Consider the following 17169-nt stretch of genomic DNA (forward strand, 5'->3'; position numbering starts at 1 on the left):
CCGGGGCGCGGACCGGCCCCGTCTACCCTCGCCGCATGTCGTCGTCCCGGCCGGCGGGGGGCCGGGGAGTCCGTGCACGGCTGCCCCTGCTCCTGCTCGCGGCGCTCTCCCTGCTGTCCGCCGCCGCCTTCGTCCTAGCGCCGGTGGAGCGCCCGGAGGCGGTCTACTCCTGGCCGTCGGCGCCGGGCGACGCGACGTCCGTGGCGATCCCGCTCATGCTCGAGCGGCCCACCGCGGTGCGCGCCGTCGTCGACTGCACCGCCGCCCGCGCGGCCGGGGACGGCACCGTCCTGCTCTCCACCACGGCTCCGGACGGTCGCGCCGGTGACGCCGGGCTCGCCGGCGGCCTGCGCGTCGAGGTGACCGACGGGGAGCTGGCCGTCCGCACGGGCGCGACCGAGCTGCCCCCGCAGCCGATCCCCGCCGCCGGCGACTGCGCGTTCGAGCTCGCCTCCTCCGCCGCGGGGACCACGCTGCGCCTGGACGGGCAGGTCGTGGCCGACGAGGCGGCCGACCTGCGTCCGGCGGTCGCGGGCGTCTTCACCGGCGTCGCCGACCCCGAGGGGCTCGCGGTCGACGTCACCGCCGACACGGTCTTCCAGACCTCCCCCACCCCGCTCAAGGTCGCGCTGGCGGCGCTCGCCGTGCTGGCCCTGGCCGGCGCCCTGCTCCTGGTCGCCCGCCGGGAGCGCGTCCCGGCACCGGCCGACGGCGACACCCCCGCCGACGGCGCGGTGGAGGCCGGCTCCCGGCGCGGACCCGTGCGGCTGGCCGTGGACGCCGTCGTCGTCGTCACGCTGGCCGTCTGGACGGTCATCGGGCCCATGACCGTGGACGACGGCTACATCGCCGGGATCATCCGCAGCCGGGACGAGAACGGCTTCGTCGGCAACGTCTACCGCTGGTTCAACGTCCCCGAGGCGCCGTTCGGCTGGTTCTACGAGGTCATGGACCTGTGGTCGGGCGTCAGCCAGAGCACCCTGTGGATGCGCATCCCCTCCTCGCTGCTCGGGATCGCCACCTGGCTGCTCATCGGGCGGGGGCTGCTGCCGCGGCTGGGGAGCTTCACCCGGTCGCCGCGGACGTACGCGGTCGCCGCGGCCGCGTTCGGGATGTGGTGGCTGCCCACCAACCTCGGCCTGCGCCCCGAGCCGTGGGTCGCCGCCGGCCTCGCCGCGGTCATGGTGCTGGTCGAGCGCGCGGTGCGGCATGGCCGCGTCACGCCCGTGCTGCTGGCGCTGGTGGTGGCCGGCGCGACGCTCGCGGTGACCCCCACCGGCGCGGTCGCCTACCTGCCCGTCCTCGCCGCAGCCGTGCCGATCCTGCGCCTGGCCCGCACCTCGCCGGTCGCCCTCCCGGCCCTGGCGGTCACCGCCGCGGCCGCGGCCGGCTCGGTCGTGCTGTTCGTGTTCGCCGACCAGAGCCTGGGCGCCGTCCTGGAGGCCCAGCGGATCCGCGGGGCGCTCCCGGGCTCCCTCCCCTGGTCCGCCGAGCCGGAGCGCTGGTACCTGCTGCTGACCAACGGCGACCTGCAGGGCTCCCTCGGCCGGCGGGTGCCGGTGCTGCTGGCCGTCCTCGCCGTCGCCGGGATCGTCTGGCAGCGGCTCGCCGGGCGCTGGCCGGAGGGAGTCGACCGCGCGGCCGCCGGGCGGCTGGTCGCGATCGCCGGCCTGTCCGTGGTGGTGCTGCTGGCGACCCCGACCAAGTGGACGATGCACTTCAGCGCGTTGGTGCCCGTCGGCACGGCGCTCCTGGTCGTGGCCGTGCACCTCTACGCCCGGGCGCCCGCCGGGGCGGCAGCCGACCGGGGCCGGATCTCCACGGCGTCCCTCGTCCGGTGGGCGGCCCCCACCGTCGCCGTGCTCGTGGTGGGCGCCCAGTCGTGGGCCGGGCTGAACCAGTGGGCCTACCTGTCGGACCTGGGCGTGCCGTGGAACGACATCCCGCCCCAGCTGTTCGGCCTCACCTTCTCCTCGATGTTCCTGATCCTGGCCGTGCTGGTCGCCGTCGCCACCGCCGCGACGGTGGTCCGGGCCCGGTCCGGCGGCCGCGACGAGGTGCGCCTGCCGCTGGCCCGCTCCCTCCCCTCGCCCGGTCTGGTGGCGGTCGGGCTGGTCCTGCTCACCGTCGCGCTGCAGCTGGGCAGCTTCGTCCAGGCCACCCGGGCGCAGGCCGGGAGCTACTCGCTCGCCGCCGACGCGGCCGCCACGGTGGCCGGCCGGCCGTGCGGGCTGGCCGAGGAGCTGACGGTGGAGCCCGACCCCGCGGCCGGCCTGCTCCGCCCCGCGGCGGCCGGCACCGGTGAGGACCCCGTCCTGGACGGCTTCGTCGCGGTGGACGACGGTGCCACCCCGGAGGGCCCGGACCTGGAGATGGCCGGCACGGAGCTGCCCGGCTGGGCCGCCACCGGCCACACCGGCCGGGACGGCGAGGGCGCGGCCCGCCTGGTGACCGGCTGGTTCGAGCTGCCGCCGTCCCTCCGCGAGGACGACGTCCCCCTCGTGGTCACCACCAGCGGCAGCCGGGAGGCGGGCACCAGCGTGGTCGCCGAGTTCGGGGCCGTGGACGGCGACGACGTGCGGGTGGTGGCGAGCGCGCCGGTGCCCGACATCGGCGGCGGCCCGACCGCCCGCGACGGACGGCTGGACCCGGGCGTCGTCCCGGCGGACGCCGGCGTGGTCCGCCTGGTCGCCGAGGACGGCGGCACCGAGAGCGATCTCCCGCTGGCGGTGTCGGCCCCCCGGGTGCCGGTGACCGTCCCCTTCTCCGACGTCGTCGACCCCGGCTCCCCCGCCCTGGTCGACTGGCCGGTCGCCTTCGTCTTCCCCTGCCAGGAGCTCGCCGTGCAGCGCAACGGGCTCACCGACGTCCCGGACTGGCGGATCTCCCCCGCCGCACCGGGCACCGCCGGCGACATCGTCGTGCAGGTCCCGCTCGGCGGCCCCTACGCGCCGGCCCGCAGCCTCGTGGACCAGGAGCACGTGCCGGTGTACGTGACCGGCCGCCCGCTCGAGCGGCCCGTCTCGCTGTACGCCTGGGAGCCGCGGACCGAGCTGGCCGAGCCGGTCTCGCGGATCACCCCGACCACGGTCGCCGGCTGGGCGCGCTGACCTCCGTGCGGGCGGCGCACCCGGAGCCGGGTCAGCCGCGGCGGCTCGCGACCAGGTAGTCGCCCACGGTGGCGGTCGCGAACTCCGGGCCCGCGAACAGCTCGGCCGGGAACACGACGTCGTAGAACTCGACGTTGGGCGCCGCCGGGAAGACGTCGCGGCACAGCCGGACGTGCAGGCCGTCGTCGGCGACCCGGAGCACGAAGGCCGTGGGCGGTGCCCACGGCGCGCCGTCCAGGCGGTCGAGCAGCTCACCGGCGCTGCCGCTGCGGGCGAGGTCGGCCACGAAGGCCGACCGCTCGGCGTAGTCGGACAGCGGGTTGGCGTAGTGCGGGGTGAGCTGCTGGAAGCCGCGGTAGGGGTGGAAGGAGAGCAGCGAGTAGTGCGTCGTCAGCACCACGGTGTCGCGCGGCCGCTGCCCGGTCAGCCGGTCGAGGGCGGCGGCGAGCTCGTCGCTGGCCCCCTCCTCGCGTCCCGGGTCGACCTCGCCCCGGGCGTCCGGGCCGTCCGGGTAGGGGGTGGTCCACGCCTGCTCCACCCGCTCGTCCAGGTCCCCGACGCGGTCGGAGAGCACCTGGGTCGCGGCCACGGCGGCGAGCAGGCCGCCCGCGAGGGCCGTCCGCCCGGCCGGCCACCCCGGGGCCGGCACCCGGTCGGCGAGCAGGACCGGCAGCTCGGCGAGCACCAGGACGCCGGCCGTCCCCAGGGCCAGCACCAGCACGCTCTCCATGCGGAAGGCCAGCAGGGTCGTGGACCCGGCCAGCGCCAGCGTGCTCAGGGCGTACCAGGCGTATCCGCACGCGACGGCGACCCCGAGCGCGGCGAGGACGTCGGGGCGCCGGCCCCAGGGCGCGCACACCCGGGCCGCGAGGCCGAGCAGCCCGATCGTGAGCAGCAGCCGCCACGGGTCGGCGCCGAGCACGTCGGGCAGCACGGCGGAGGTCTCGGGCAGGTAGTGGGCGGCGGCGTTGGGCCCGACGCCGGAGCGCACGGCGGTCACCAGGAACGGGGCCCACACCGGCAGCGCCACGACGACGGCGACCGCCGCGACGACGCCGACGTCGCGCAGCGCCCGGCGCGCGGTCCCCCGCCGGTCCGCCCTCGCGGTGAGGACCGCGCCGGCCGCCGGCACGACGACGAGCAGCGCCGCGAGGAAGCCGTAGAGCGTGTAGGAGCTGCCGGCCAGGCCGACGAACACGCCCACCGCGACCAGCCGGCCCACCGCCGCCCGCGGCCCGGCCACCACCTGCGAGAAGGCGACCGCGGCGGCCGGCAGGAGCGTGGCGGCCGGCCACGAGTAGGGCTCGGTCGCCGCGAGCGACACCCCGGCCACCAGCGTGACCGCGGCGATCGCCACCGCCGTCCGCGCGCCCACCAGCCGCGACCACACGCACCAGGCGACGGCCGGCATGAGCGCCACCGTCGCCAGTGCGACCGGCTTGTAGGCCACCCACGGCTCCACCCCGGCGACCGCGGCGACCCGGCCGGCCAGCCAGAACCAGCCGGCGGGGTAGAACGGCGGCAGGTCGGCGTAGTTCATGTCGCTCAGCGCGGGGCTGTCGGCCAGCCGGGTGAGGTACTGCACGCGGAACTGCTGGTCGCTGACCAGCCCACCGAAGTAGTAGGCGGTCCCGTGCAGCGGCAGGGCCAGCACGGCCGTGGCGGTGCCGGTCAGCCCCGTGACCACCAGCACCGCGCGGGCCCAGCCGGGCAGCCGCCCGGACAGCGTCCCGGCGAGGACGACGGCGGTCCCGAGCACGACCGACCAGGTGGTCAGCGCCGCCGGCACGTTCGAGGTGGCGGGCAGGTCGACCGCCGCGATCCCCGCCTGGACGGTGCCCGTGACCGCCACGGCGACCACCGCCAGCACGGGCAGCAGCCGCCACGGCACCGCCGGCTCCCGGGCGTCGCCGTCCCCGCCCGACGCTGCGCGTGCCACCCGGCCTCCCGACGTCCCCGGTCCGGCACGCCCGTCCCTCGCCGGCCGATCCTCGCACCCGGCGTGTGACCACTGCGACCAGCGGGGGCTCGTGTGACCAGGCGGGCAGGACGGGGGTCCCGGGGCGGCGCAGCTGTGTCGGTCGACGGATCGGCGGCTCCGCCCGACCTACCATCGCCTCCACGCCGGCCAGCCCGGCAGGACCCGTTCGCCAGCAGTGAGGACACCCGTGAGCCGAGACCGGAACGAGCCCGGCGACCGTCCCGGTCGTCCGCTCCCGCCGAGCCTCGATCCTCGCGCCGGTCGTCCCCCGCGGCGGCGGGCCGACGGCGACACCTCGCGCGCCGAGGACACCGGCCGCACGCGGACGGGGTCCCGTCGCGCCGCCACCGCGTTCCGCGCGCTGGCCACCGTGCTCTCGCTGGTGCTGCTGGTCGGCAGCGGCTGGGGCTGGTACCTGGGCCGGGTCGCCGACGCCTCGGTCAACCGCACCGACGCCATCCCGACCGACGGCAACAGCGGCGGCGGCGGGTCGGCGATGAACCTCCTGCTGGTCGGCAACGACAGCCGCACGACCCTGTCCAAGGAGCTCCAGTCCGAGCTGCACACCGGCGGTGACCAGGGGTTCAACACCGACACGATGATCCTGGTGCACGTGCCGGCCGACGGGTCCCGGGCGTCCTTCGTCTCCTTCCCCCGCGACTCCTACGTGGAGATCCCGGGTTATGGCAAGGACAAGCTCAACGCCGCCTACGCCTACGGCCGGCAGAACGCCCCCGAGGACGCCTCGGAGGAGGAGAAGGCCGGTCAGGGCGCCCAGCTGCTGGTGCAGACCGTGAGCGGGCTGACCGGGCTGCGGATCGACCACTACGCCGAGGTCGACCTGCTCGGCTTCTTCAACCTCACGGAGGTCGTGGGCGGCGTCGAGGTCAACCTGTGCAAGGCGGTCGACGACAGCAAGTACTCCGGCGCCGTCTTCCCGGCCGGACCGCAGGTGATCACCGGCGCCGACGCCGTCAAGTTCGTCCGGCAGCGCCACGGGCTGCCGCGCGTCGACCTCGACCGCATCGTCCGCCAGCAGGTCTTCATCGGCGGTGTCCTGCGCAAGATGCTGTCCGAGGACGTGATGCTCGACCTCGGCCGGCAGCGCCAGCTCGCCGAGGCGGCCTCCGAGGCCCTCACCGTCGACCGCGACCTCGAGCTGCTGGACCTCGCCCAGCAGATGCAGTCGGTGACCGCCGGCAGCATCGAGTTCCAGACCATCCCGATCGTCACCCCCGACGGGCGGGACGAGCAGGGCCGCTCGATCGTCCAGCTGGAGGACGAGGAGACCCTGCACGCGTTCTTCGCCGACCTCTCGGCCGAGCCGGAGAAGCCCGAGGCCGCGGCCACCTCGACCACCGAGGCTCCGCCCACCGCGGCGCCGTCCGAGGTGACGGTGGAGGTCTTCAACGGCTCGGGCACCCGCGGTCTCGCCGGCACCGCCGCCGACGAGCTCACCGCCGCCGGCTTCGTCGTCGGCAGCACCGGCAACGCCGACTCCATGGACTACACCCGGACCGAGATCCGCTACGCCGCGGCCGACAAGGCGCTGGCGACGACGCTCGCGAAGGCCGTCCCCGGCGCCAAGGTCACCGCCGACGAGGACGTGCCGGCCGGCACGACGCACCTGGTCCTCGGTTCGGACTTCAACGGCATCGGGCAGGCGGTGACCAAGCAGCAGCCGGCCGCCACGACGACGACGGAGGCTCCTGCCCGCACCGCCGCCGACTCGTCCTGCATCAACTGAGCGCCGGAACCTCCCGCCGGGCTCGGCGACGGCCGCCGTCCACCGGCTGCTAGCCTCGGCCGCCGATGCTGTCCCACCTGGTCCTGGACGACGAGGGCCTCTCGTTCACCGCCCCGGCCGAGGACGACGACCGCGTCGTCGACCTGCTCCTCGCCGGCCGCCGCATCTGGTCGTTCCGGGTCTCCATGACCGAGGCCGACCCCTCCGGCGCGCCCGACCGCCGCCGGCTGCCGTGGCCGAGGCCGCTGCGGCCCTACCTGACCGGCACCGGCACCATCGGCCTGCGCCCGATCGACGGCGGGCCCGACGAGCTCACCGCCCCCGCCCGGTTCGGCGACGGCGACCACCCCCTCCGCTTCGACCACCGCCACGGCATCGGGCTGGTCATCAACAAGTTCGGGCGGATCGGTCACGCGCTGGCCGACTACGACCCCGGCATGGTGCCGCGCCTGCTGGACAACCTCGACCGGATCCGGGCCGTGCTCGCCGAGCACCGGCCCGACCTGCCCGTCTACGTCATGAGCGGCACGCTGCTCGGCCCCTACCGGGACGGCCGGATCATGCCGCACGACGACGACGCGGACCTCGGCTACCTGAGCCCGCACACCCACCCGGCGGACGTGGTCCGCGAGGGCTTCGAACTCGGCCGGGCGCTGCGCGCCGCCGGCTTCGAGGCGCTCCGGGCCTCGGCCGGGCACGTGCAGGTCCACTTCAGCCACGAGGGCCGGCCCGACGCCTACGTGGACCTGTTCACCGGGTTCATCGACGAGCAGGGCTGGTGGCAGCACACCTTCGCCATCCGGCTGCAGGCCCGGCGCAACCAGGTCGTCCCCACGATCACCATCGACGTCGAGGGGCGCCCCGAGCCCGCGCCCCGCGAGCCGGAGCTCATGCTCAAGGCCAACTACGGCCCGGGCTGGAAGGTGCCCGACCCCTCCTACCGGTTCGACATCCCCCGATCGGTCCAGGACCGGTTCTGGGGCTGGTTCTCCGACTACGGCATGGACCGGACCATGTGGGAGGACTTCTACCGCTACGACATCGAGGGCGCCCGGGTGCCGCTCGGCAGCGCCCCGTCGGACTACGCCCGGTGGCTGGCCGGCCGCATCCCGGCCGGGTCGCGGGTGCTGGAGCTCGGCGCCGGGCGCGGTCACGACGCGCTGTGGCTGGCCGGGCAGGGCTTCGCCGTCGAGGCGCTGGACTACGTGCGCTGGCCGATGCGTGCGGCCGCCGAGGCGGCGGAGGAGCAGGGTGCGGGCGCCCGGTTCCGGGTGCTCAACCTCTACGACCTGCGCCGGGTGATCACCCTGGGCGCGGAGCTCGCCGCCGACCGCGAGCCGCTGGTCGTCTACGCCCGGGGGCTGCTGGGCAACTACTGGGACATCGGCCGGCCGATCCTGCTGCGCGGGCTGTCGATGCTGCTGCGCAGCGGCGGTCAGGCCCACCTGGACGTGCCGCGCTCCAGCCTGATGCCGATCCCGGGCACCGGGATCCCGATGCACCGGGCCGTCCCGGTGGAGACGCTGCGCGCGGAGCTGGCCCGCTACGGCCTGCGGATCGACGAGGTGCACGACGCCGACGAGGTCGTCGAGCACACCCCCTGGGAGACGGGCACCGACCCGCTCCCGACGACGAGGATGGTGGTGACATGGCAGCGGCCGGTGCGGTGAAGCGGCTGGTGCGGGGCCCGGCGAAGGCGTTCCGGAAGGCCCTGTTCCCCGACTACGAGGTCGTGCTGGCCGACATCCGGCTGGCGTTCGACTCCCTGGAGGCGGCGCACCGCGGGATCGCCGACCTGCAGGTGGAGAACGCCGCGCTCCGGGCCCGCCTGGACGAGGCGCACCTGCGACTGGACGAGGCGCAGGGCCGGCTGGACGAGGCGCTGCCCCGGCTGAGCGAGGGCCTGCTCGAGGAGCGGCGGCTGAACCTGCGCATCGCCGAGCTCACCGACCTGGTGACCGAGCTCGTGCTGCCGCTGCACGACCGCGACATCGACCCGCAGCAGCTCCAGCGGCTCTCCCCCGAAACGCTCTAAAAAGGGAGCCGACGGAAGACCGGTCGCGGCGTGTGCCGCAGCCCGCTCATCACCCAGCGCATCGCGCCGGGGACCCACACGGTGTGCCGGCCCTTGCGGACGCCCGTGACGATGGCCTCGGCCACCGCCTCCGGCGTCGTGGACAGCGGCGCCTCGGGCAGGCCCTCGGTCATCTTCGACCGGACGAACCCGGGCCGGACGACGAGCACCGAGACGCCCGAGCCGACCAGGGAGTCCGCGAGGCCGGAGAAGTAGGCGTCGACACCGGCCTTCGTGGAGCCGTAGACGTAGTTGGACCGGCGGGCCCGCTCCCCGGCGACCGAGGACAGCGCGACGATCACGCCGTGCCCCTGTTCGCGCATCCGGTTGGCGAGCACGGTGCCGACCACCACCGGCGCGACGTAGTTGACCTGGCCGAGCGCGGCGGCTGCGGCGGGGTCGGCGGCGAGCTGCTCCTGCTCGCCGAGCTGACCGAAGGCGATCACGGCCACGTCGATGTCGCCGCCGGCGGCGGCCGCAGCGACCATGCGCTCGGCGGAGCCCGCGTCCTCGGCGTCGAAGTCGACCACCTCGACCTCGCCGCCGGCGGCGCGCAGCTCGTCAGCGACCGCCGACCGGCGCGGGGTGTCCCGGGCCGCGACGACGACGCGCAGCGGCCGCTCCGCCAGGTAGCGGCGGGCAGTGGCGACGGCGATGTCGGACGTGCCGCCGACGAGCAGCAGCGATCCGGGGGATCCGAGCGCGTCGATCACAGTGCGAGCCTCCTGGCCAGGTCGGAGGTGAAGATCCCCTCGGGGTCCACCCGCTTGCGGACCGCGCGGAACTCCTCGAGCCGCGGGTACATCTGCGCGAAGGTCTCCGGGCGGACCCGGGAGTCCTTCGCCAGGTAGGTGCGGCCCTCGGCGGCGATGACCACCTCGTCCAGCGAATCGAGCAGGCCGGCCAGCCCCTTCATCACAGGGATGTCCAGCGCCAGCGTCCAGCCCGGCGACGGGTAGGACAGCATGCCGGGGTTGCCGGGGCCGAACCGCTTGAGGACGGCGAGGAAGGACGCCGTCCCGAACGAGCTGAGCCGGTCCAGCACCTCGCGCATGGCCTCCTCCTGCCCGAAGGGCACGGTGACCTGGTACTGCACGAACCCCCGAGGGCCGTAGATGCGGTTCCAGCCGCCCACGGCGTCCAGGGGGTGGAAGAACGTCGGGATGCTCTGCAGCTGGTTGCGCTTGAGCTTCGGGGACTTCCGGTACCAGAGCTCGTTGAAGGCGGCCACCGTCGCCAGGTTCAGCAGCCCGGGCGGGAAGACGTCGGGCACGGTGACCTTGATCGACCCGTGGTACTTCAGCGGGTCGGCCTGCCACTTCGCGGGCAGCTCGTCGCGCGTGGCGAACCGGCCGCGCGTGACCACCGAGCGGCCCATGCGCTTGCCCTTGGCGAGGGTGTCGATCCAGGCGACCGAGTACTCGTAGAGGTGGTCGGTCTCGGCCAGCAGCGTCATGAGCGAGTCGAGGTCGGGCGTGCGGTCGGTGTCGACCAGGCAGCGGGAGGACTCGATCCGCTTCATCTGCACCTGCGCGCGCAGGATGACGCCGGTCAGGCCCATGCCGCCCGCGGTGGCCCAGAAGAGGTCGGGGTCCTGCTCGGTGCTCACCCGGCGGACCTCCCCGTCGGCGGTGAGCAGGTCCAGCCAGCGCACGTGCTGGGCGAAGCTGCCCGCGACGTGGTGGTTCTTGCCGTGGATGTCCGCGCCGATCGCGCCGCCGACGGTGACCAGGCGGGTCCCGGGGGTGACCGGCACGAAGAAGCCCTGCGGCACGAAGCGGTTCATCAGCTCGTCCAGCGAGATCCCGGCCTCGACGTCGACCAGCCCGGTCTCCGCGTCGAACGAGAGCACGCGCGCGGCCGCGGTCATGTCGAGGACGTGGCCGCCGGCGTTCTGCGCGGCGTCGCCGTAGCTGCGGGCCAGCCCGCGCGCCACCAGCCCGCGCCCGCCCGCGGCGGCGAGGACCGCGCGCGCCTCGGCGTCGTCGTGGACGGGGGTGAGCACCGCCGGGGTGGGCGCCGTGCGCCCCCACCCCTGGAGCAGCGTTCTCTCAGACATCGAAGACTCCCAACGCCATGGTGGCCACCCAGAGCACACCCAGGCAGAGCAGGACACGGTCACGCAGGACGATCTCCTCGGGCGCACCGGCGGCGCCCTTGTCGACGTCCACGGCGTACCGGAGGATCGCCATCACGAACGGGGCGATCGAGATGGTGGACCAGGGGATGCCGTCCTGGGCCTCCCCCAGCTCGAAGGCCCACAAGCTGTAGGCGGTGACCGCCACGCCGGCCGAGAGGCTCCAGACGAACCGCAGGTAGCTGGCCGAGTACTCCTTGAGCGTCTTGCGGGTCGCGGCGGCGTCACCGACCAGGACGAGCTCGGAGTAGCGCTTGCCGGCCACCATGAACAGCGAGCCGAAGGCGGCCACGAGCAGGAACCACTGCGACAGCAGCAGTCCGGCGGCCACGCCGCCGGCGATGCCGCGGAGCAGGAAGCCCGAGGCGACGACGGCGAGGTCGATGACCGGCTGGTTCTTCAGGAAGACGCAGTAGGCCAGCTGGATGACCACGTAGCTGGCCAGCACGAACGCCAGTTCGGGCCGGGTGAGCAGCACCGCGGTGACCAGCGCGACGGTGAACAGCACGGCCGCCAACGCCACGGCGAGCCAGCGCGGCACGATGCCGGCGGCGATCGGGCGGAACCGCTTGCGCGGGTGGCGGCGGTCCTCCTCCACGTCGATCGTGTCGTTGACGAGGTAGACCGCCGAGGCGGAGAGGCAGAACAGCACGAACGCGACGGCGGTCGGCCGCATCACGTCGCCGTTGAAGATCTCCCCGGCGGCCAGCGGGGCCGCCAGCACCAGGACGTTCTTGACCCACTGGCGGGGTCGGAGGGCCCGGACCACTCCCCAGGCGAAGCTGCCCCGGAAGCCGGGGAGCCGGGGGGGCAGGTCCGGCACGGGCGAGAGCTCGCCGTCGGCCGGGGCGATGCCCTCGGGAGCCAGTGCGGGGCTCGGCTGCGGATGCACGGTCATGCCTTCCTGCCTGCGTCTCTGGTCATCCGACGGCGCACGGCCGCGGCGACGCCGGAACCGAGCACCGCGCCCGACACGACGTCCGAGGGGTAGTGGACGCCCAGCAGCACGCGGGAGACCAGCATGACGCCGGTCGCGGCCACCAGGGGCGGGCGTCCGAGCATCGGCCCGAACCCGACGGCCGCCGCGGCGGTGGAGCAGCTGTGCGCGCTCGGGAAGGAGAGCCGGCTCGGCGTCCCGACCAGCGCCGGCACGTCCTCGAGCGAGGGGCGCACCCGGCGCACCACGCGCTTGACCGCCACCCCGGCGGCGTGCGCGGCCACGACACCGGCGATGCCGGCGACCCACTCGTCGCGCCGGCGGCCGGTGGCCCACCCGGCGGCACCCAGCGCCAGCCAGCCCAGCGCGTGCTCGCCGAAGTGCGACAGCCCCCGGGCGACGCCGACGGCAGGGGTCTCCCCCAGCGCACGGCGCGTCGAGCGGAGCACCGCGTGGTCGATCCGGATCAGGGCAGCACTCGGTGAGGTCATCGAGGGACGACTGTAGACGGGGAGCACCGGGATCGCCCGGACCACGCGGGGCGGACCGATCCGTCGCATCGCGCCCTGCCACTCTTGTCCCGTGCCCCCCTCGAGCCCCACCCCGTCCGCCGCCGGCCGGGCCCGGCTGCCCGGCGAGCTGCTCGCCGACGCCGTCCGCCGGAACGCCGCCGCCCCGCTGCTCACCGCCTACGACGACGCGGCCGGCTCCCGCGTGGAGCTGTCCGGGGACACCCTGGCCAACTGGGTGGCCAAGACCGCGAACCTGCTCCAGGAGGAGTTCGACGTCGGCCCGGGCAGCACGGTGGCCGTGGCGCTCCCGGTGCACTGGCAGACCGCGGCGGTGCTGCTGGCCGCGTGGAGCTGCGGGGCCGCCGTCCTGGACACGGCCGTCGAGGACGACGACCGGCTCACCGGCGCCGACGTCGTCCTGGCCGACCGGGACCGGCTGCCGGCCCTGGAGGACGCGCTGGGCGCGGATCCCGCGGTGGAGCTGCTCGGCCTGTCCCTGCACCCGCTGGGCCTGGGGATGACCGACTACGTGGGACCGGCGCGGGACTTCGCGCTCGAGGTGCGGGCCCACGGCGACTTCTTCGCCCCGTGGGGAACGCCGGACCCCGACGCGCCGGGCCTGGTGACCGGCGGGCTGACGCTGACCCTCGGCGGCCTGGTCGCCGCCGCCGGGGAGCTCGCCGCCCGGCTGGACATCCGGCCCGACGACCGCGTGCTGGTCGACGCGGGCACCGCGGCGGAGGCGGGGCCGGTCGCCTGGCTCCTGGCCCCGCTCGCCGCGGGCGCGTCCACGGTGCTGGTGAGCAACCCGGCGCCCGAGGGGCTCCCCCACCGGGCGGCCACCGAACGCGTGACGGCCACGCTGGGTGTGCGGATCGAGGGCATCCGCGTGCTCGGAGCGCCCGGCTGAGCTCCCGCGACGGCGCCATTTGACGACGCGCCGTGATCGGTCGGTTACTGGACGCGGGCAGCTCCTCCCTGGTCTGCTGACCCGCGCTCCACATGTTCCGACCCGCTGCTCAGCCGCCTCGGATGCGACGGCTCAGCCGTCCGTCCGTTCCTCGGTGCGCTGCGCTCCACACCACTGAGGTGTCGCCGTGCCTTCCCGCCCCAGCCCCCGCCGGTCCCGCCTCCGGCGCACGCTCCTGGTCCTCCTGACGGTGGCGGTCGCCGCCGCCGCCGGCTACTGGCTGGCGGTCCGCACCGACGACGACGGCGGCACGACCGCCGCCGGCAGCTCGCCCGTCGCGGCGCCGACGAGTGCGGCGCCGACGACCGAGGCCCCCGTCGCGGACGGGGATCCGGTGGCCAGCCTCGAGCCCGAGCGCACCGGCGGGTCCCCCATCCCGACCGAGCCCGCGGGCGAGGTCGCCACCGACACTCCGGTCCCGACGGAGGACGCCGGGGAGGAGGTGACCCCGCAGCTGACCTACTACGGCTGGGTCGACGGAACCTTTGCGGTTGAGGTCGGCGCCTACGTGGCCGGGGTCGTCGAGTCCAACGGCTCCTGCACGCTCACTCTGACCTCCGGCAGCGACTCGAGGACGGCCGTAGTAGCCGGTGAGGCGGACGCCACGACGACCTCCTGCCCGACCATGGTGGTCCCGGGTGCCCAGTTGTCGTCCGGTATCTGGAAGGCGGTCGTCAGCTACGAGTCGCCGTCCAGCGCTGGCGAGTCGGCTCCGATCGAGGTCACGGTCCCGTGACGCGCGTCCTGATTCGACTACTGACTGTCACCGCGCTGATCGCCTCCGCACTGCTCGTGCCCACGGCCGGTGCCGGGCCCGCGAGCACCGCGTCGGCCGCGAACCTCTCCTACTTCAACCCAGGCAACATCATTTCCGACGCCGTGTTCTTCGACGGCCTGGCGATGAACGCCCCAGCCGTCGACGCGTTTCTCGACGCTAAGGGTGCGAAATGCGTGGCGGGTGAGATGCCCTGCCTCAAGGACTACACGCAGACAACCTATGACCAGGCCGGTGACGCTTACTGCGCGCCGTACCGAGGTGCGCAGAAAGAGAGCGCGGGTGCGATTCTGGCGAAAGTTGGTGCCGCCTGCGGTATTAACCCCCGCGCGCTCATCGTCCTGCTGCAGAAGGAACAGAGCCTAATCACCGGGACGAGGCCGCAGGCCCGCGCCTACAACAAAGCCACCGGTTTCGCGTGCCCGGACACCGCGGCTTGCAACCCGGCCTTCTCAGGCTTCGCGAGCCAGGTCTACTTCGGGGCCCGCCAGTTCCAGCGGTACGCCGCGGGCGCCGCCGGAAGCTATCGGGCGGGGCGAAACAACACTGTCGCTTACTACCCCGCCATCAGGGACAGCTTCGGCGACAACCGGAACAACGTCCGCTGCGGTACCTCACAGGTGTTTATCCAAAATAAGGCGACCGCCGGCCTCTACAGTTACACCCCATACCAGCCCAACGCGGCGGCCCTGGCGGCCGGCTACGGCTCCGGCGACACGTGCTCCGCCTACGGCAACCGGAACTTCTACAGCTGGTTCACCGATTGGTTCGGCTCCACGCAGCACGCAACCGGTGGCGCCGTCGTGGCCCGCGCCAACCAGTCGGACACCCGCGCGGCGATCGGGCTCGCGACCGGCAACGTCAGCTGCGGCCTCCTGGAGGGCGGCTGCTTCCAGCCGTTCGAGCGCGGCGCCATCTACTGGTCGCCCGCCACGGGAGCGCACATCGTCAAGGGCGCCATCCACCAGCGGTGGGCAGGCATGAAGTGGGAGACCGGGCGTCTCGGCTACCCGACCGGCGAGGAGATCTGCGGCCTCAAGGACGGCGGCTGCTTCCAGGACTTCCAGCGGGGCGCCATGTACTGGTCGCCCGGGACCGGCGCCCATCCGGTGGAGGGGTCCATCCAGAAGAAGTGGGCCTCGACCCGCTGGGAGACCGGCTACCTCGGCTACCCGACCGGCGCGGAGAAGTGCGGGCTGACCGACAAGGGCTGCGTCCAGCAGTTCCAGGGCGGACGCATCTACTGGTCGTCGGCGACCGGCTCGCACATCATGGTCAGCGGCCCGATCTGGAACGCCTACACGGCCGCCGGCTACGAGACGAGCTCGCTCGGCTACCCGAACGGGGAGCAGGTGTGCGGCCTGCGCGACGGCGGCTGCTTCCAGGACTTTCAGCGCGGCGCCCTCTACTGGACCTCCACGACCGGTGCGCGACCGGTCGTGGGGTCGATCCAGAAGAAGTGGGCGTCGACGCAGTGGGAGACCGGCTACCTCGGCTACCCGACCGGCGCGGAGAAGTGCGGCCTGACCGGGAACGGCTGCGTCCAGCAGTTCCAGGGCGGACGGATCTACTACTCCCCCGCGAGCGGTGCGCAGGTCATGGTGGGCGGCGCCGTGTGGAACTTCTGGCGGGCCGGCGGCTACGAGGCAGGCCCGCTGGGCTACCCGACCGCCGACCAGCAGTGCGGCCTCTCGGACGGCGGGTGCTCGCAGGCCTTCCAGAAGGGCACCGTCTACACCTCGGCGTCGAACCCCGCCCGCAGCGTGAGCGGTGCGGTGCTCGCGAAGTACACCGCCGCCAAGGCCACGGCCGGCACGCTCGGCTACCCCACGGACGCGGCCCGGTGCGGCCTGGCGGGCGGTGGCTGCTTCCAGCAGTTCCAGGGCGGGCGCATCTACGCCTCCGGTTCCGGCGTCGCGGCCACCATGGTGGCGGGCCCGATCCGGGACCTGTGGACGTCCCGCGGCTCCGAGAGCGGCGCCCTGGGCTACCCGACCGGTGACCAGCAGTGCGGCCTCGCGGACGGCGGGTGCTCGCAGGCCTTCCAGAAGGGCACCGTCTACACCTCGGCGTCGAACCCGGCCCGCATCGTGAGCGGTGCGGTGCTGACCGAGTACGTCGCGGGCAAGGCGCAGGCCGGGGCGCTCGGCTATCCCGTCGGCACCACCGTGTGCGGTCTGATCGACAGCGGGTGCTACCAGAACTTCCAAAAGGGGTCCATCTACACGTCGAAGGGGGCCGGGACGCACACGGTGCTCGACGGTCCCGTGCGCCGGGTGTGGGACGCCCAGTGGTGGGAGACCGGCCCGCTGGGCTACCCGACCCGCAACCAGGTCTGCGGGCTGACGCGGGGTGGCTGCGTCCAGCAGTTCCAGGGCGGTGGCGTGTACACCACCCCGGCCACCGGCACCCGGGGCGTCTGGGGCGCCATCTACCAGGCGTGGAACGCGCAGGGCCGGGAGCGGGGCGCGCTCAAGTACCCCACCACTGACGAGAAGTGCGGGCTGTCCGGGGGCCGCTGCCGGCAGGACTTCGAGGGCGGGTCGATCGTCTTCTCCCCCGCGACCGGCAACCTGGTCGTCAAGGGTTCCATCGGGAAGCTGTGGCTCGCGGACCCGGGAGCGCAGGGCTACCCGACGACCGGCGAGACGTGCGGCCTCGTCCGCGGCGGCTGCTTCCAGGTGTTCCAGAAGGGACACGTGTACTGGTCGCCCACCACCGGCGCGCACATGGTCAGCGGGAAGATCTTCTCCACCTATGCGGCCCAGCGCTGGGAGACGGGATCGCTCGGCTACCCGACGGGTCCGGCCGTGACCACGGCCTCGACGATCACCCAGCCGTTCCAGGGCGGAACGCTCGTGCAGAACCGCAGCACCGGCAAGGTCACCCGTCGATAGACGGACGCGCGGGAGCGGCCGGCGTGGGT

General features: G+C 74.3%; 12 protein-coding genes. 7 read left to right on the forward strand and 5 right to left on the reverse strand.

The window, feature by feature from the left end; genetic code table 11:
- Window positions 1-35 precede the first annotated feature (35 nt).
- Window positions 36-3110, forward strand: coding sequence for an arabinosyltransferase domain-containing protein (locus DQ239_RS02830; RefSeq protein ID WP_113832759.1), 3075 nt, complete (start codon window positions 36-38; stop codon window positions 3108-3110).
- A gap of 31 nt (window positions 3111-3141) precedes the next feature.
- Here the strand turns inward: DQ239_RS02830 and DQ239_RS02835 are convergent, their stop codons facing one another.
- A complete protein-coding gene (locus DQ239_RS02835) occupies window positions 3142-5049 on the reverse strand; it encodes an arabinofuranosyltransferase (protein WP_113832760.1) in 1908 nt (635 codons plus the stop codon).
- A gap of 229 nt (window positions 5050-5278) precedes the next feature.
- On the opposite strand from DQ239_RS02835, the gene DQ239_RS02840 reads away from it, so the two are divergent.
- The 3 genes from DQ239_RS02840 to DQ239_RS02850 all read left to right on the forward strand — a co-directional run bounded on the left by DQ239_RS02840 (window position 5279) and on the right by DQ239_RS02850 (window position 8873).
- On the forward strand, window positions 5279-6838 hold the full coding sequence (locus tag DQ239_RS02840) for an LCP family protein (RefSeq protein WP_113832761.1): 1560 nt from the start codon (window positions 5279-5281) through the stop codon (window positions 6836-6838).
- Window positions 6839-6903: 65 nt separating this feature from the next.
- The gene (locus tag DQ239_RS02845; protein ID WP_113832762.1) at window positions 6904-8508 is read left to right on the forward strand and encodes a methyltransferase domain-containing protein; all 1605 of its coding nucleotides are present in this window, start codon (window positions 6904-6906) and stop codon (window positions 8506-8508) included.
- Window positions 8487-8873 carry a DUF6752 domain-containing protein gene (locus DQ239_RS02850; RefSeq protein WP_113832763.1) on the forward strand — a complete coding sequence of 129 codons (387 nt, stop codon included), beginning with the start codon at window positions 8487-8489 and terminating at the stop codon, window positions 8871-8873. Before DQ239_RS02845 ends, DQ239_RS02850 begins: the two co-directional genes overlap by 22 nt.
- Here the strand turns inward: DQ239_RS02850 and DQ239_RS02855 are convergent.
- Genes DQ239_RS02855 through DQ239_RS02870 form a run of 4 tightly spaced genes read right to left on the reverse strand, consistent with a single transcriptional unit; the run spans window position 8870 to window position 12477 of the window.
- Window positions 8870-9625: a decaprenylphospho-beta-D-erythro-pentofuranosid-2-ulose 2-reductase gene (locus DQ239_RS02855; protein ID WP_113832764.1), complete on the reverse strand. Its 756-nt coding sequence runs from the start codon at window positions 9623-9625 to the stop codon at window positions 8870-8872. The genes DQ239_RS02850 and DQ239_RS02855 overlap by 4 nt on opposite strands.
- Window positions 9622-10971 carry an FAD-binding oxidoreductase gene (locus DQ239_RS02860; RefSeq protein WP_113832765.1) on the reverse strand — a complete coding sequence of 450 codons (1350 nt, stop codon included), beginning with the start codon at window positions 10969-10971 and terminating at the stop codon, window positions 9622-9624. Before DQ239_RS02860 ends, DQ239_RS02855 begins: the two co-directional genes overlap by 4 nt.
- On the reverse strand, window positions 10964-11947 hold the full coding sequence (locus DQ239_RS02865) for a decaprenyl-phosphate phosphoribosyltransferase (protein ID WP_113832766.1): 984 nt from the start codon (window positions 11945-11947) through the stop codon (window positions 10964-10966). The genes DQ239_RS02860 and DQ239_RS02865 overlap by 8 nt, the downstream gene beginning before the upstream one ends.
- Window positions 11944-12477, reverse strand: a complete 534-nt coding sequence (locus tag DQ239_RS02870; RefSeq protein ID WP_113833281.1) for a phosphatase PAP2 family protein — start codon at window positions 12475-12477, stop codon at window positions 11944-11946. The genes DQ239_RS02865 and DQ239_RS02870 overlap by 4 nt, the downstream gene beginning before the upstream one ends.
- 91 nt (window positions 12478-12568) lie before the next feature.
- On the opposite strand from DQ239_RS02870, the gene DQ239_RS02875 reads away from it, so the two are divergent.
- The 3 genes from DQ239_RS02875 to DQ239_RS02885 all read left to right on the forward strand — a co-directional run bounded on the left by DQ239_RS02875 (window position 12569) and on the right by DQ239_RS02885 (window position 17140).
- On the forward strand, window positions 12569-13408 hold the full coding sequence (locus tag DQ239_RS02875) for a TIGR03089 family protein (protein WP_233488685.1): 840 nt from the start codon (window positions 12569-12571) through the stop codon (window positions 13406-13408).
- Window positions 13409-13595: 187 nt separating this feature from the next.
- Window positions 13596-14204: a hypothetical protein gene (locus DQ239_RS02880; protein WP_113832767.1), complete on the forward strand. Its 609-nt coding sequence runs from the start codon at window positions 13596-13598 to the stop codon at window positions 14202-14204.
- Window positions 14201-17140: a lysozyme M1 gene (locus DQ239_RS02885; protein WP_113832768.1), complete on the forward strand. Its 2940-nt coding sequence runs from the start codon at window positions 14201-14203 to the stop codon at window positions 17138-17140. The genes DQ239_RS02880 and DQ239_RS02885 overlap by 4 nt, the downstream gene beginning before the upstream one ends.
- Window positions 17141-17169: the final 29 nt, after the last annotated feature.

Source organism: Blastococcus sp. TF02-09 (genome assembly GCF_003319105.1).
GTDB lineage: Bacteria > Actinomycetota > Actinomycetes > Mycobacteriales > Geodermatophilaceae > Blastococcus.